This window comes from Bradyrhizobium sp. 1200_D9_N1_1 (assembly GCF_052075915.1).
Taxonomy (GTDB): Bacteria; Pseudomonadota; Alphaproteobacteria; order Rhizobiales; family Xanthobacteraceae; genus Bradyrhizobium; species Bradyrhizobium diazoefficiens.
Genome location: NZ_CP197226.1, coordinates 351,164 through 365,874 on the forward strand (window position 1 = coordinate 351,164; position 14,711 = coordinate 365,874).

General features: G+C 67.1%; 12 protein-coding genes. 1 reads left to right on the top strand and 11 read right to left on the bottom strand.

Annotated features, from left to right (window positions below):
- Positions 1 to 133 precede the first annotated feature (133 nt).
- From AB5K84_RS01695 to AB5K84_RS01745, 11 genes are all read right to left on the bottom strand, one after another.
- Entirely contained in the window at positions 134 to 2,371 is a 2,238-nt protein-coding gene (locus AB5K84_RS01695; RefSeq protein WP_441232369.1) for an OmpA family protein, read from the bottom strand.
- 186 nt (positions 2,372 to 2,557) lie between these two features.
- Complete coding sequence (locus AB5K84_RS01700) at positions 2,558 to 2,800, bottom strand: hypothetical protein (protein ID WP_162494189.1); 243 nt, start codon at positions 2,798 to 2,800, stop codon at positions 2,558 to 2,560.
- Positions 2,801 to 2,883: 83 nt separating this feature from the next.
- A complete protein-coding gene (locus tag AB5K84_RS01705) occupies positions 2,884 to 3,270 on the bottom strand; it encodes a VOC family protein (RefSeq protein WP_011083350.1) in 387 nt (128 codons plus the stop codon).
- 24 nt (positions 3,271 to 3,294) lie between these two features.
- A complete protein-coding gene (locus AB5K84_RS01710; protein ID WP_038965090.1) occupies positions 3,295 to 4,119 on the bottom strand; it encodes an FkbM family methyltransferase in 825 nt (274 codons plus the stop codon).
- Between the two features lie 240 nt (positions 4,120 to 4,359).
- Positions 4,360 to 6,318: an ABC transporter ATP-binding protein/permease gene (locus AB5K84_RS01715; protein WP_011083348.1), complete on the bottom strand. Its 1,959-nt coding sequence runs from the start codon at positions 6,316 to 6,318 to the stop codon at positions 4,360 to 4,362.
- Between the two features lie 52 nt (positions 6,319 to 6,370).
- Entirely contained in the window at positions 6,371 to 8,524 is a 2,154-nt protein-coding gene (locus AB5K84_RS01720) for a hybrid sensor histidine kinase/response regulator (RefSeq protein ID WP_011083347.1), read from the bottom strand.
- A 191-nt stretch (positions 8,525 to 8,715) separates the two neighbouring features.
- Complete coding sequence (locus AB5K84_RS01725; RefSeq protein WP_011083346.1) at positions 8,716 to 9,498, bottom strand: succinate dehydrogenase iron-sulfur subunit; 783 nt, start codon at positions 9,496 to 9,498, stop codon at positions 8,716 to 8,718.
- A 102-nt stretch (positions 9,499 to 9,600) separates the two neighbouring features.
- Positions 9,601 to 11,436, bottom strand: a complete 1,836-nt coding sequence (sdhA, locus tag AB5K84_RS01730) for a succinate dehydrogenase flavoprotein subunit (protein ID WP_011083345.1) — start codon at positions 11,434 to 11,436, stop codon at positions 9,601 to 9,603.
- A 3-nt stretch (positions 11,437 to 11,439) separates the two neighbouring features.
- Positions 11,440 to 11,844, bottom strand: coding sequence for a succinate dehydrogenase, hydrophobic membrane anchor protein (gene sdhD / locus AB5K84_RS01735; RefSeq protein ID WP_011083344.1), 405 nt, complete (start codon positions 11,842 to 11,844; stop codon positions 11,440 to 11,442).
- The gene (gene sdhC, locus AB5K84_RS01740) at positions 11,841 to 12,239 is read right to left on the bottom strand and encodes a succinate dehydrogenase, cytochrome b556 subunit (protein WP_011083343.1); all 399 of its coding nucleotides are present in this window, start codon (positions 12,237 to 12,239) and stop codon (positions 11,841 to 11,843) included. The genes sdhD and sdhC overlap by 4 nt, the downstream gene beginning before the upstream one ends.
- A 417-nt stretch (positions 12,240 to 12,656) precedes the next feature.
- Positions 12,657 to 13,562: a LysR family transcriptional regulator gene (locus AB5K84_RS01745; protein WP_038965085.1), complete on the bottom strand. Its 906-nt coding sequence runs from the start codon at positions 13,560 to 13,562 to the stop codon at positions 12,657 to 12,659.
- A 102-nt stretch (positions 13,563 to 13,664) separates the two neighbouring features.
- Here AB5K84_RS01745 and AB5K84_RS01750 point away from each other — a divergent pair, with 102 nt between their 5' ends.
- Positions 13,665 to 14,525, top strand: coding sequence for a sulfite exporter TauE/SafE family protein (locus AB5K84_RS01750; protein ID WP_038965087.1), 861 nt, complete (start codon positions 13,665 to 13,667; stop codon positions 14,523 to 14,525).
- Positions 14,526 to 14,711: the final 186 nt, after the last annotated feature.

Here is a 14,711-nt window from a genome sequence, read left to right on the forward strand (position 1 = left end):
AGATAGTGGTGGGCACGGCGCTCGCGCGCCTTTGCCCACCCTACGATTGCGCGATGTGCCGCAACGTCGCGCGCAACAACGAAAACAAAAATGGCCGGGATTTCTCCCGGCCATTTTGCGTTTGTGTGTGCCGTTACCGCGGCGGCGCGGTGCCGGGCGGGGGCGGCGGCAGCGAGGCCTGACCGCCGTTGAGCAGCGGCGTGATGTTGCGGACGGTGACGCGCCGGTTGATCGCGCTCGGCCCCTGCGTCTGCTCCTTCAGGTACTGCTCGCCATAGCCCTGCGACGTCAGGTTCTCCGCAGGCACACCGAACTGCTGGGTCAGCAATTCGGCCGCGGACTGCGCGCGGCGGTCCGACAGCGACAGATTGTCGACCTCGTTGCCGACCGCGTCGGTATGTCCCTCGATCAGGAACACCACGCGCGGGTTGGCCTGGATCGCACGGTTGAGGCCGTCGGCGATCACTTGCAGCTTCGCCGCCTGATCCGGTGGGATCGTCCACGAACCCGTCTCGAAGGTGATCGTGTTGACGTCGATGCTCGGCATCTGCATGCGAATATTCGGGCTGTAGCGGATCTCGTCGAGCGTGTAGCGCCGATTGATCCGCTGCACCGGCGGTGCCTCCATGGTCTGGTAGATCACGTCCGGCGACGCCTCCTCCGCGTCGACGATGTAGCGATCGTAGGGAATGTTCACGACCGGCGGCGGCGCGTCGACATAGAAGCCGCCGACCGACTGCGGATCGCGGTAACTGTTGTCGATGATGATGAGCTCGCGCCCGCCGGGGTCCCTGCGAATTCGCCGCAGCAACCGACCGTCGGGAGCGACCACGGTGATGATCTCGCTGCCGTCGGGACGGATCACGACGGTGCGAGTATCGCCGCCGACGGTGTCGGTGCGGATGTCGCGGGCGCCATAGCGGAAGCGATAGAGATCGTTGCCGCGGACGTAGGCCTGCCCGCCGGGATCGCGGATGATGATGCGATCCGGCTCGGTGTAGACGGTGCGGCCGCCTTCGATGGACTCGCGTCGCTGGTTGTGCAGGTCGGCGATGGTCGCACCGATCACGGCGCCGGCCACGACGCCCGCACCGATCGCGAGCGGCGTCAGGTCACGCTGCGGCGGACGCGGCGGAGGTGGCAGCGGTGCGACGACTGTCGGCGCGGCCTGGAAGGCAGGCGTAACCGTCGGCGGAGCGAATTGCGCCCTGTTGGGCGGCGGCGTTGCAGCCGCCGAGCCCGGGACTGTGCTCGGCGCTGCGGCACCGGCAGGAGCCGCGGGCCGGGCCGGGAGGCCGCCGGCCTGGGGCGGCGCAGCCGGAGTTCCGGCAGCAGGCGCGCCGGCGGGCGGCGTTCCACCCTGAGGTCCTGGCGTCGGTCCCGCACCGGGACGTCCGGGCGGCGGCGTCAGAGCGCCGCCGGGTGCCGGCGTTGCCGTCGGAGCCGGGGTCGCCGCGCCGGGCGCGGGCGTCGATGCAGGACCCGGACGTCCGGATGGCGGCGTCGCGGTGCCGCCGGGTGCCGGCGTGGTCGTTGGAGCGGGCGTAGCGCCTGGAGCTGGCGGTGATCCTGCAGCCGGGGGCGAACCGGGACGTACGCCGGGCGGCGGTGCACCGGGGCGTCCGGCCGGCGGAGCGCCAGGCGTGCTGCCCGGAGCCGGCGTCGCGGTCGGCGCAGGTGTTGCTGTCGGTGCGGGTGTCGGCGTCGGAGCGGGAGTGGCTGCCGGCGCAGGCGAGCCGGGGCGGGCCGTCGGCGCTGCGGGCGGAGGAGCCACGGGCGTTGGCGTTGCTGTGGGCGCAGGCGTGGGCCGCGCCGCGGGGCCTGCAGGAGGCGGCGGCGGAGGTGTCGGAGTCGGACGTGCCGCGGGAGGAGGCGGAGGCGGCGGCGCGTGCTGTGGAGCTGCGGCGGGCGGCGGCGCGGGTGGCGTGGGCGCCGGACGTGCTGCGGGCGGAGCCGGAGGCGGCGGTGTCGGGGCGGGCTGCTGCGGGGCCGCGGCCGGAGGCGGCGAAGGCTGCTTCGGAGCGGCAGGCGGCGGTGGCGGGGGCGGCGGAGCCGGACGTGCCGCAGGCGGAGGCGGAGGCGGAGGCGGCGCCGCGGGGCGCGGCGGCGCGGCGGCCGGCGGAGGCGCAGCGGGCGGGTGCGGCGGCGCAGCGGCGGGCGGCGGAGCGGCCGGGCGCGCGGGCGCAGCAGGCGGCGCAGCCCCTGGCGGTCCCTTCGGCGGCTGCTTCGGTTTTCCGTCAGGGCCCGTCTCTTGAGGCTGGGCCTGCGCGACCACGAGCGGCGAAGCGCCTTGCGCATGCGATGCGGTGTTTGCCAATTGCATCGCGGTCAGAGCCGTGGTGGCAAGCAGCACGAAACGAAGATTGGTCATAGTGGTGAACTTCCCCGGAAGGTTCTTTGACGAAGTGGTGGGATGAACAGCTACGCGTTAGGCCGCATTGTGGCGAGCAAAGCGGGCGCGGCCCGATTTATTTCTGCACGCAAATCACCTCATTATGCCGACGTTCATTGCGCATTCAGGCGTGGGTTGCAATCGCCTCACATGCGATGGTTCGCCTCATATGTGATCCCGCCGCGGAGTTGCGTCCGTCGCAGGACCGGGAGTGAGCGGCCCGTTCGGCCCGCGCGTTGGAATCTCTTCAGGCATGCGGCCCGGCAATTCGTCGGGCCGCGGTGATTCGCCGGGCTCGTGCACCGGCGGCGTGATTTCGGGCTGAGGATTGCCCGGCGGAATTCCAGGCGGCGGCTCGGTGGGAGTCCCCGGTGTTGCCGGTGGAATCTCGGGCGGTTCGATCGGCATCGGCATCATCGAGTTCGGTTGTCCAGAGGACAACAACGGCGATGCCGCGCCGATGTTCCTTGCCGCGTCGTCGCGGGGCGCGCCTATTCGGGCGCGTGACAGACGGCTTCGATGTTATGGCCGTCGGGGTCCCGCACGAAGGCGCCGTAATAGTTCGGATGATAGTGCGGACGGATGCCGGGCGGTCCGTTGTCGCGACCACCGGCCGCGATTGCCGCCTTGTAGAAGGCGTCGACCGTGGCGCGGTCCTTTGCCGCGATCGCGACATGCACCGGCTTGTTCATGGCGCCTTCGCCGCCAATCCAGAAATCCGGCTTGCCGTCGGCACCGAAGCCGGCGGCCGGATCGTGGCCGGTCTGCTCCGCCGTGACCTCCATGATGAGGCTGTAGCCGAGCGGCGCCAGCGCCTTGGCATAGAACGCTTTCGCGCGCTCATAGTCGGAGACGGAGAAACCCAAATGGTCGATCATCGCAACCTCCGTTGTTCGCCCCTGTCAGCGTGACAGGAACGTATTGCTTCGTGTCTTGCGTGCGATCGCAAAGCCGCGCGCGACCATGTCGGCAATACAATCCTGCTGCCATTCCTTTTGTGACAGATGCTCGATCACCACCGCGCGTGGCCACAGCGCTTGCGGCGCGTCGCGGAAGAAGCCGGTCAGCACGCGGTCCTCGAAGCCTTCGACGTCGATCTTGAGCGCGTCGACCTGCGTGACGCCGGCCTCGTCGAGAATGCGCATCAAGCGCAGCGACGGGACCTTGATCGCATCGGCGCTGGCCGTGCCGGTGACGACGTGGGTGGCACCGAGATTGCCGCCGCCGCTCTCGATCATCAGCTCGCCGTCGCTGTCGCCTGCTGCGGCCTGCACCAGGCGGACCTGCGTCGCTTTCGAGGCGGCGTGGTTGAAGGAGAGACGTCCGAAGGTCAGCGGATGCGGCTCGATCGCGATCACCTTGCCTGCGGGCCCGACCTGCCGCGCCATCACCAGGGCAAACGTGCCGACATTGGCGCCGACGTCCACGAACACGCCGCCCGCCGGGGTATGCTGGCGCAGGAAGTCGAGCTCGTCGAGATTGTAGTCGGGGTTGAACAGCGCGCCGCGCTCGGTCGCGCTGCCCTGGTGGTAGAAGCGGAACGAGGCGCCCTGATACTGCACGTCGACCGGACCGCCGCGCAGCAGATTGACCAGCCGCGACAGCCAGGGCCGGAACGCGCCGCGCTTCAGCCCCGATTGCGTCGCGAGGCGAATGATCGCGGCCTGCGCCGCATTCGGCGCAAACGTGCCGAACGGCGCGGACGAAGGGGCGTTGTCGGTCGTCAAGCAGGTGGTCCTCGTTGCAAGCGGCGCATGCATAGCCGGTTTTGCCGGGGACTCCAACGCTCGATCACCGGTGTCGTCCCGGGGCGCGAAGCGAGCCCGGGACCCGTAACCCCAGGGAGGAGTCGTGACGCCAAACTCCCACTCCGAGTCTTCGCCAAATCTCTCCCTGTGGGTATGGGTCCCGGATCGGCGCTCCGCTTCGCTGCGCTTGTCCGGGACGACGAGGGAGAGAGAAGCGCTTCACGCCGCCCTTGTCGGCGCTGGCCTGCGCGGGCGCAGGAAGCGGCCGAGCAGCCTGCGCCGGCCCTTGCGCGGGATCAGGTCGATGTCGCTGACGAGCTTGGCGCCGCCCTTGCGCCGCTCCAGCACGATCTTGCGGCTGTGGAAGGCTTCCAGCTCGACGCGGTGCGCGACGCTGACGATGGTCGCCTTCGGCAGCGCGTCGGTGACCATCTTCATCATCTTGTCCTGGCTCTTCTCGTCGAGCGCCGAGGTCGCCTCGTCCAGGACGACGATGTCGGGGTTGTGCAGCAGGAGCCGCGCGAAGGCGAGGCGCTGCTTCTCGCCGCCGGACAGCGTCTGGTCCCACGGTCCTTCCTCCTCGATCTTCTCCTTGAGATGGTCGAGGCCGACCTTGTGCAAGGCTTCTCCGATTTCGTCGACGGTCCAGTCGTCTTCGGCCCCGGGATAGGCGACGGCGCGGCGCAGGGATCCGGAGGGCACGTAAGGCCGCTGCGGCAGCATGAACAGTCGCCGGTCGGGATGGAAATTGACGCTGCCGCCGCCCCACGGCCACAGCCCCGCAATGGCGCGCACCAGCGTGCTCTTGCCGGTGCCGGATTCGCCGGCGACCAGCAGGCGCTCGCCGGGCTCGATCACCACCTCGGTCTCGCCGACCACGGCGGTGCCGTCGTCGAGCGTGACCGAGAGGTCGTTCAGCTCCAGCATCGCCTCGTTGCTGGTCTCGCCGCGCTTGATGCGGCCGATGCCGTCGCCCTGCTCGGCGCGCTCGAGGCCGTCCAGCGACATCATCAGCGAGGCGATGCGGCGCGCGCAGGCGTTCCAGTCGGCCAGCCTCGGATAATTGTCGACCAGCCAGCCGAACGCGCCCTGCACGATGGTGAAGGCGGAGGCCGCCTGCATCACCTGTCCGAGCGTCATGCTGCCGTCGAGGAATTTGGGCGCGCAGAGCAGCAGAGGCACCACCGGTGCAACGAGGTTCGATCCCTGCGACACCAGCGTGGTGCGCATGTGCTGGCCGGCGAGCCGCGCCCATTGCCGCAGCACGTTGGTGAAATTGCGGTCGATGCCGCCGCGCTCCTCCTCCTCGCCGCCGAGCAGCGCGATGCTCTCGCCGTTCTCGCGCACGCGCGTCAGGGTGTAGCGGAAATCGGCCTCGGCCTGGTTCTTGTCTTCGGAGATCTGCACGAATCGGCGGCCGATCACCACGATCGAGCTCGATGCGATCGCGGCGTAGAGGATCGCGGCGATCACGAGGAAGCCGGGAATGGTGATGGTCGATCCACCCAGCGCGATCGTGAGCGCGCCGCCGATGGTCCAGAGCACCACGATGAAGGTCACCGCCGACAGCAGTGCCGAGGTGACGCCGGCGAGGAAATCGACCGGCGAATCGGTCGCGATGCGCAGATCCTCCGCGATCCGGTATTCGGGATTCTTGTGGTCGCCGCCGACGAGGTTGAGCTGGTAGTAGCGCCCGTTGGCGAGCCAGCGCGTCAGCACGCTCGCCGTGAGCCAGGCCCGCCAGCGCCGCTGGATGCCCATCCGCGCGAACACCTGGGCCACGCCGAGCACGATGCTGCCGATCGCGAGCGGCACGAACACCGCGGTGAGATGAAACACGCTGGTCGCATCGCGCTTCTCGATGGCGTCGAAGATCGCGCGATTCCAGACATTGATGCCGTACTGGAAGGCGACGGTGAGGACGATCAGCATGCCGAGGCCGATCGAGAACGGCCAGGCGAGGCGATCGCCGTTGCGGCCCCAGAAGCCGCGCGCGCTGATCCAGAAGCGGGTCAGCAGATAATCCTTGCGCGCCTGCTCGGCCTCCTCAGGTGACAGCTCGGGATCGGGTTCGAGCTCCTCGGGCGGGGGCGGAGCCACGTCCTCGCCAGTCTCGCCCTCGATTTCGATGATGGGCGGCTTCTTGCCCTGTTCGCGCTTCCCGGCCGGTTTTTGCATGGCCGGACAACGCAAGGGAAATCAGTCGGTTCCCAGCGGTTCCGAGGCCGGGCTATTCGGCCGCGCCACCGCGTACCCGCCGCCGCCGCGCGGCTCTGTGGAGGATCTGCGACAGCTCCTCGATCGAATAGGGCTTTTGCACGAGTTCGAAACCGTCGCTGCCGTCCTGCGCCAGCGCCTCGCTGTAGCCGGTGGTCAGCACGACCGGTGCGCCGATGCCGCGATCGCGGATCGCCCGCGCCAGCTCGAGCCCGGTCATGCCGGGCATGACCACATCGGAGAACACGACGTCGAAACGATCCGTGTCCACGACCAGCTCGGCGAGCGCGTCGGCGGCGTTGTCGACCAGGGTGATGCTGTAGCCGAGCTCGGTCAGTCCATCGGCGGCGAAATTGGCGAGCTCGATATTGTCCTCGACCACCAGCACCGACATGCCGCTGCCCGGCAGCGCCGGTGCGGTGTTCGGCGCCTGCTGCTGCGGCAGCAAGTCCGCCGGCACGCGCGGCAAATAGAGCGAGAAGGTGCTGCCCTGGCCGACTTCGCTCGTGACCGTCACCTCGCCGCCGGATTGCCGGGCAAAGCCAAACACCTGGGAAAGGCCAAGACCCGTCCCGTGGCCGACCTGCTTGGTGGTGAAGAACGGCTCGAAGATGCGCCCGAGGCGCGCGGCCGGAATGCCGATTCCGGTATCGCTGACGACGACGCAGACGAAGCCATTGCTGTCAGGGATATGACCGCCCGGAAGATGCGCCAGTGTGTCCGGAACGGTCGTCGCCACCTCGACCTTGAAGCTGATCCGGCCCTTGCCCTGCATGGCATCGCGCGCATTGGTCGCCATGTTGATCAGCGCCGTCTCGAACTGGCTGGCATCGGCATTGACGAGGCACGGCTCGGCCGGCAGCTGTGTCGCGATCTCGATCGCGGGTCCCAGCAAGGTGGCGAGCATGTCGTGCAGCGACTGCATCCGCTCGCCGACGTCGAACACCTCCGGTTTCAGGGTCTGGCGCCGCGCGAAGGCGAGGAGCTGCGACGTCAGCCTGGCGGCGCGCGCGACCGCATCCGCGATCGCGGTCATGTAGCGCTGCCGCCGCTCCTCCGTCAGTTGCGGCCGGTTCAAGAGGTCGACGGAGGCGCGGATCACGGTCAGCAGATTGTTGAAGTCGTGTGCGACGCCGCCGGTGAGCTGGCCCAGCGCCTCCAGGCGCTGGCTGTGCTTGAGCGCCTCCTCGGCCTCGCGCCGCTTTGCGGCTTCGGTCTGGAGATGCTGGGTGCGCCGGAAGGCGAACGCGAGCAGCAGGAACAGCAGTGCGGTCGCGGGAACGCCGAACACGAGATGCTGGCCCATTGTGGCGAGCCAGCGCGCGCGGATGGCCGAGGTCTCGAGCCCCGCGCTGACATAGATCGGATATTCGGCGATGCGCCTGTAGCCGAGCCGGCGCTCGATCCCGTCTGACGGCCACGCGATGGTCATGAGCCCGTGCGCGGGGTGCGCGGCGATCTGGCGGCCGACCGGCCCGCCTGGATCAAGCCGGAGGTCGCGGTCGAGCCGCGGAAAATGCGCCAGCACCACGCCGTCGGCGCGACCCATCGCGAAGAAGCTACCGGGATCGGAGCCGATCCTGGCGTAGAAGCTCTCGAAATATTCCGGCAGGACGGAGGCCTGGATCACGCCGATGAAGCTGCCGTCGTCGGAGTCGCGGCGGCGGCTCATCCCGAAGAAGCGCGCACCCTGATAGGGCGGACGCGGCGTCAGGGGCATGCCGATGAACGTGCCGATGGCCTGGTCGACATGGGCGTAGAAGTAGTCGCGGTCCGCGAAGCTCAGCTCCGGCGGCGGCGAGGCGAGGCTGTTGACCAGCGCCTTTCCGTTCGCATCGAAGATCCAGGCCGATTTGAGCTGCGGCAGCGAATCGGCCAGCCGCTTCAGGCGGCGGTGCAGCGCCGGTTCGCGCGCGCGGATGAGGTCGTCGGGGAGGCCGCGCACGACCTCGTTGAGCTCGGCAAGGCTGCGGTCGATGGTCTCGAACACCTTGAGCGCGTGCTCATGCGCGACGTCGAGGGTGCGCTCGATCTCGCGGTCGGCGATATCTTTGGTCGATGTGTAGGAGATCGTGGCGGCGATCGCGAACAGGGCAATCGGCAATGCCAGGGATGCCGCCATCATCCACTGCAACAGCTTCAGCGAATTGCGTTGCGCACCCTGCACAGTCGCTCCGGTCCCTGGACCCGAGCTTAACTGAATTTCCCGCTGGGAAGGAAGCCGCTTATGACCGGAACCGGTGGTTGCAATTCCAGATAATCGCCCGCGGCGCGGGTTGGCGGAAAAATCTACTCAAATTGACGCTGGCCGTAGCAGGCCCCGGCCATTTCGGCCGGGGATCGATGCATGAATCAGGTCTAGATCTGCCGTTCGACCATCTTGAGCTTGAGCTCGGCGATGGCTTCCGCCGGGTTGAGGCCCTTCGGGCAGGCCTTGGCGCAGTTCATGATGGTGTGGCAGCGGTAGAGCCGGAACGGGTCCTCGAGATTGTCGAGCCGCTCGCCGGTCGCCTCGTCCCGCGAATCGGAGACCCAGCGGTTGGCCTGGAGCAGCGCGGCGGGGCCGAGATAGCGGTCGCTGTTCCACCAATAGCTCGGGCACGAGGTCGAGCAGCAGGCGCAGAGGATGCACTCGTAGAGGCCGTCGAGCTTCTCGCGGTCCTCGTGGCTCTGGCGCCATTCCTTCTGCGGCGTCGGCGAGGTCGTCTTCAGCCACGGCTCGACGGAGGCATACTGCGCGTAGAAATTGGTGAGGTCGGGAACCAGGTCCTTCACGACCGGCTGGTGCGGCAGCGGATTGATCTTCACCGCGCCGTCCTTCACGTCGTGCATCGAGCGGGTGCAGGCCAGCGTGTTCTGGCCGTCGATGTTCATGGCGCAGGAGCCGCAGACGCCTTCGCGGCAGGAGCGGCGGAAGGTCAGCGACGGGTCGATGTTGTTCTTGATCCAGATCAGGCCGTCCAGCACCATCGGACCGCAATCATTGGTGTCGACGTAGTAGGTGTCGACGCTCGGATTCTTGCCGTCGTCCGGATTCCAGCGATAGACGCGGAATTCGCGAACGTCAGTCGCGCCCGCGGGCTTCGGCCAGGTCTTGCCGCCGGTGATCTTGGAGTTCTTCGGAAGTGCGAATTCAACCATTGCTCTAACCTTTCGTCATTCCGGGATGGTCCGAAGGACCAGACCCGGAATCTCGAGATTCCGGGGTCGATGCATCGCCCCGGAATGACGGCTACTGTTCGATCAGTACACGCGCGCCTTGGGCGGGATGTACTGCACGTCGTTGGTCATGGTGTAGTCGTGAACCGGGCGATACTCGATCTTGACCTTGCCGGCATCGTCCAGCCAGGCCAGCGTGTGCTTCATCCAGTTCTTGTCGTCGCGCTCGGAAAAATCCTCGCGGGCGTGGGCGCCGCGGCTCTCGGTGCGGTTGGCGGCCGAGTTCATCGTCACCACCGCCTGCGCGATCAGATTGTCGAACTCCAGCGTCTCGACGAGGTCCGAATTCCACACCAGCGAGCGGTCGGACACGGCGATGTCGGTGATGCCGCTGTGGACCTTCTCGATCAGGTTCTGGCCTTCGCTCAGGACTTCGCCGGTGCGGAACACGGCGCAGTTGCTCTGCATCACGTGCTGCATGCCTTCGCGCAGCTTTGCGGTCGGCGTGCCGCCGGAGGCGTAGCGGTAATGATCGAGGCGGCCGAGCGCGAGCTCGGCGGAGTTCGCCGGCAGCTCGGGCTGCTTGGCGTTGGGCGTGAGCTTCTCGGCCAGCCGCAGCGCGGCGGCGCGGCCGAACACCACGAGGTCGATCAGCGAGTTGGAGCCGAGACGGTTGGCGCCGTGCACGGAGACGCAGGCCGCTTCGCCGATCGCCATCAGGCCGGGGATGACGGCGTTGTCGTCGCCGTCCTTCTTGGTCAGCACTTCGCCGTGATAGTTCGTCGGGATGCCGCCCATGTTGTAGTGCACGGTCGGCACGATCGGGATCGGCTCGCGCGTCACGTCGACATTGGCGAAGATCTTCGCGGATTCGGAGATGCCCGGCAGGCGCTCGGCCAGCACCGCGGGATCGAGATGGTCGAGATGAAGGAAGATGTGGTCCTTCTTCTTGCCGACGCCGCGCCCTTCACGGATCTCGATGGTCATCGCGCGCGAGACGACGTCGCGCGATGCGAGGTCCTTGGCCGACGGCGCGTAGCGCTCCATGAAGCGCTCGCCCTCGGAGTTGACGAGATAGCCGCCTTCGCCGCGCGCGCCTTCGGTGACGAGACAGCCCGAGCCGTAGATGCCGGTCGGATGGAACTGCACAAACTCCATGTCCTGCATCGGCAGGCCGGCGCGCAGCACCATGCCGCCGCCGTCGCCGGTGCAGGTGTGCGCCGAGGTGCAGGAGGCATAGGCGCGGCCGTAGCCGCCGGTCGCGAGAATCACGGTCTGGGCGCGGAAGCGATGCAGCGTGCCGTCATCGAGCTTGAGCGCGATGACGCCGCGGCAGGTGCCCTGGTCGTCCATGATCAGGTCGATGGCGAAGAACTCGATGAAGAATTCGGCCGCGTGACGCAGCGACTGGCCGTACATCGTGTGCAGCATGGCATGGCCGGTGCGGTCCGCGGCGGCGCAGGTGCGCTGCGCCTGACCCTTGCCGAAGTCCAACGTCATGCCGCCAAACGGGCGCTGGTAGATCTTGCCGTCCTCGGTGCGCGAGAACGGCACGCCCCAATGTTCGAGCTCGTAGACCGCGTCGGGCGCGTTGCGCACCATGTATTCGATCGCGTCCTGGTCGCCCAGCCAGTCCGACCCCTTCACGGTGTCGTACATGTGCCAGCGCCAGTCGTCCTTGTGCATGTTGCCGAGCGAGGCGGAGATGCCGCCTTGCGCCGCGACCGTGTGCGAGCGGGTCGGAAACACCTTGGTGATGCAGGCCGTGCGCAGGCCCGCCTCGCTGCAGCCGACCACGGCGCGCAGTCCCGCGCCGCCGGCGCCGACCACGACGACGTCATAGGTGTGGTCTTCGATGGGATAGGCTTTTCCGTTGGTGGCGGGAGCGCCGTTGCCCTTGCCATTCGTCTCGTTGGCCATGGGTTACACTCCGGATGAAAGTTTCAGGATCGCGTAGGTCGAGGCGAGTGCCACGGCGATCGAGAAGAAGTTGTTGAGCATGATCGCCGTGAGCTTCAGCTTCTCGTTATGGACGTAGTCCTCGATCACCACCTGCATGCCGATCTTCATGTGCCAGGCGCTGGCGAAGATGAAGAGCAGCATGATGATGGCGATCGGCAGCGAGCCGATGGTCTGCGCTACGAAGGCCTGGTTGCGGCCGAACAGCATCACGATGATCACGATCACCGGGATCATCATCAGCACCATCGCGACGCCGGTGATGCGCTGGCGCCAGAAGTCCGACGTGCCCGAATGCGCCGCGCCGAGATTGCGGACGCGGCCGAGCGGGGTGCGCATGCTGCGCTTCGGCGTATCGGTTGCGCTCATCGTCCACCTCCGATCGCGTAGGCGACGATCCAGATCAGCACCGTCAGCACGATGCCGCCGATCAGCGCGCCCCAGGTCAGCGCTTCGCGCTCATTGGCCTTGAAGCCGTAGCCGAGGTCCCAGACGAAGTGCCGGATGCCGCTCAGCATATGGTGCATCAGCGCCCAGGTGTAGCCGAACACGATCAGCCGGCCGATGATGCTGCCGGTGAAGGCCTGGACGTGGGAATAGGCGGCGGGGCCGGAGGCCGCCGCGATCAGCCACCAGGCCAGCAGCAGGGTTCCGGCATAGAGGGCGATTCCGGTGGCGCGATGGACGATGGACAGCGCCATCGTCAACGTCCAGCGGTAGACTTGCATGTGTGGTGAAAGCGGTCGTTCGATCCGTGCGGTCATGGGCTTTGATGTTGTGTAGCGGCCCAGCAGGGGGCGCGCGGGGATCGCGAAAGGTCGGCTCTATTTACGGAGTCGATTTGGCCTGCGCAATCACCAAATCGCCATAAATCGAACCGTGGTTCAGCGCTACAGCGTTGATGAAACAAGGCCAATCAGGGGCTTGGTATACCAGAGCAATGGTGTGCCGACAAAGAATAGAATATATATTCATCTTTTGTGGCGACGGCCGAGGCACATTGAAATTACTATTGGAACGGCTCTAAGCCGCCGCGGGCCAGCCAGAGTTCGAACCAGTCAGTTCATGACGCCCACGTCGGCACGAATCGCCGGCGAGGAAATTTCGATTTCCGCCGCGCGCACCGATTTTTCGTCTGACGGGTGGATATGCGCGGCCTGCATCCCACCCCGCCGCAGGAATCAGCGTCCGAGGGGATCGCTGCCGCGCCATCGCTCGACCAGGAAATCGATGAATGCACGAATCTTCGCCGACCCCAGGCGCGACGGCTGATAGAGCGCGTGGAGCGGAGCCGGAGCAGGTTCATGCTCACGCAACAGACGACGCAGGCGCCCCTCGGCAAGTTGCCTTTCCACCTGCCATGACGGCACGCGGACGATGCCGGCGCCGTTCTCCGCGGCGCTGGCGAGCGCGTCGAGACTGTTGACCCAGAGCCGTCCCGCTATCCTGATTCGCGATCCGCCCTTCGCGTCGCGGCCGAATCGCCAGGTCGCTGCACCCGGCGCATCGGAGAACACCAGGCAATCATGCCGCGGCAGATCGGACGGGCTCTGCGGCTCGCCGCGGCGCGCGAGGTAGCCAGGCGAGGCGCAATGGATCATCTGCACCTCCGCGAGTTTCCGCGTCACGAGCTGGGAATCGGGAATGCGCCCGACGCGAAGCGCCAGATGGACGTCCTCCTCGATCAGGTTGACGTTGCGATCGACCAGCAGCAGATCGACTGACAGCGAGGGACAGGCGTGCAGAAAGTCGCCCAGCAGCGGTGCGATCAGCAGGCGCCCCATCAATGTCGGCGCACTCACGCGCAGGCGCCCCGACGGCTCGCGGCGGCTTCCCGCCAGCGCCTCCTCGATCTCCTTGACCTCGCCGAGGATCGACTTGGCGCGCTCGTAGAGCATGCGGCCGTCGTCCGTGAGCGCCAGCTGCCGCGTCGTACGCACCAGCAGGCGCGTGCCGAAATGCTGTTCGAGCGCCGAAATCTGTCGGCTCACTGCCGTCAGCGAGCTCGGCAACGACCGCGCCGCCGCGGACAGGCTGCCGCTGTCGACAGCCCGGACAAAGGTCGCCATCGCCGCGAGCTGGTCCATGGCCATCCTTCCGTTTTCAGCAAGATAGTCTATCCAGCTTCGCCGATAGTCGCGCAATGCGAAAGGGTCTATCCCTGTCGTTGAGAACAGGCTTTGGACGTGCTGATGGCGGGACTTGATATCAAGGAGATCGTGGAGCTCGCGTTGCTGCTGATCGCAACGGGTGCGCTCTCGGGATTTCTGGCCGGTGTGTTCGGGATCGGCGGCGGCGCGATTCTCGTGCCGGTGTTCTACGAATGCTTCCGCATCGCCGGCGTGCCGCTCGAGGTGCGCATGCCGCTCTGCGTCGGCACCTCGCTTGCGGTGATCATCCCGACCTCGATTCGCTCGTTCCAGGCGCATTACAAGCGCGGCGCCGTCGACATGGCGATCCTGCGCGTCTGGTGGCTGCCGATCGTGATCGGCGTCGTCGCCGGCAGCGTGGTCGCGCGCCACGCGCCGGAGCGGCTGTTCAAGATCGTGTTCGTCTGCGTCGCCTGGTCGGCCGCCGTGCGGCTGATCTTCGCGCGCGAAACCTGGAAGCTCGGCGACGATCTGCCGAAAGGTCCGGTGATGCGGATCTACGGCTTCTGCGTCGGCATCCTGTCGACGCTGATGGGCATCGGCGGCGGCTTGTTCTCGAACCTGCTGATGACCTTCTACGGCCGGCCGATCCATCAGGCGGTCGCGACGTCGTCGGCGCTCGCGGTACTGATCTCGATCCCCGGCGCGCTCGGCTACATCTATGCCGGCTGGCCGGCGGCGGCGAGCTACCCGGCCGTCGCAGCGCTGCAAGTCCCGTTCGCGCTCGGCTACGTCTCGCTGATCGGGGCCGTGCTGGTAATGCCGATGAGCCTCGTCACCGCGCCGCTCGGCGTGAGAGCCGCGCATGCGATGTCGAAGCGAACGCTGGAGACCGCGTTCGGGTGTTACCTGTTCATCGTCGGCAGCCGGTTTGTGGTGAGTCTGGTGGGCGGGCAGTAGACGCCACGAGCTCCGTCATTGCGAGCGCAGCGAAGCAATCCAGAATCTCTCCGCGGCGGCAGTCTGGATTGCTTCGCTGCGCTCGCAATGACGTTGTTGAGAGAGCGCGCTATGCCAACTCCAACGTCGTCCTGGACAAGCTCGCGCAGCGAGCGCCGATCCGGGACCCATTACCCCAAGGAGTGG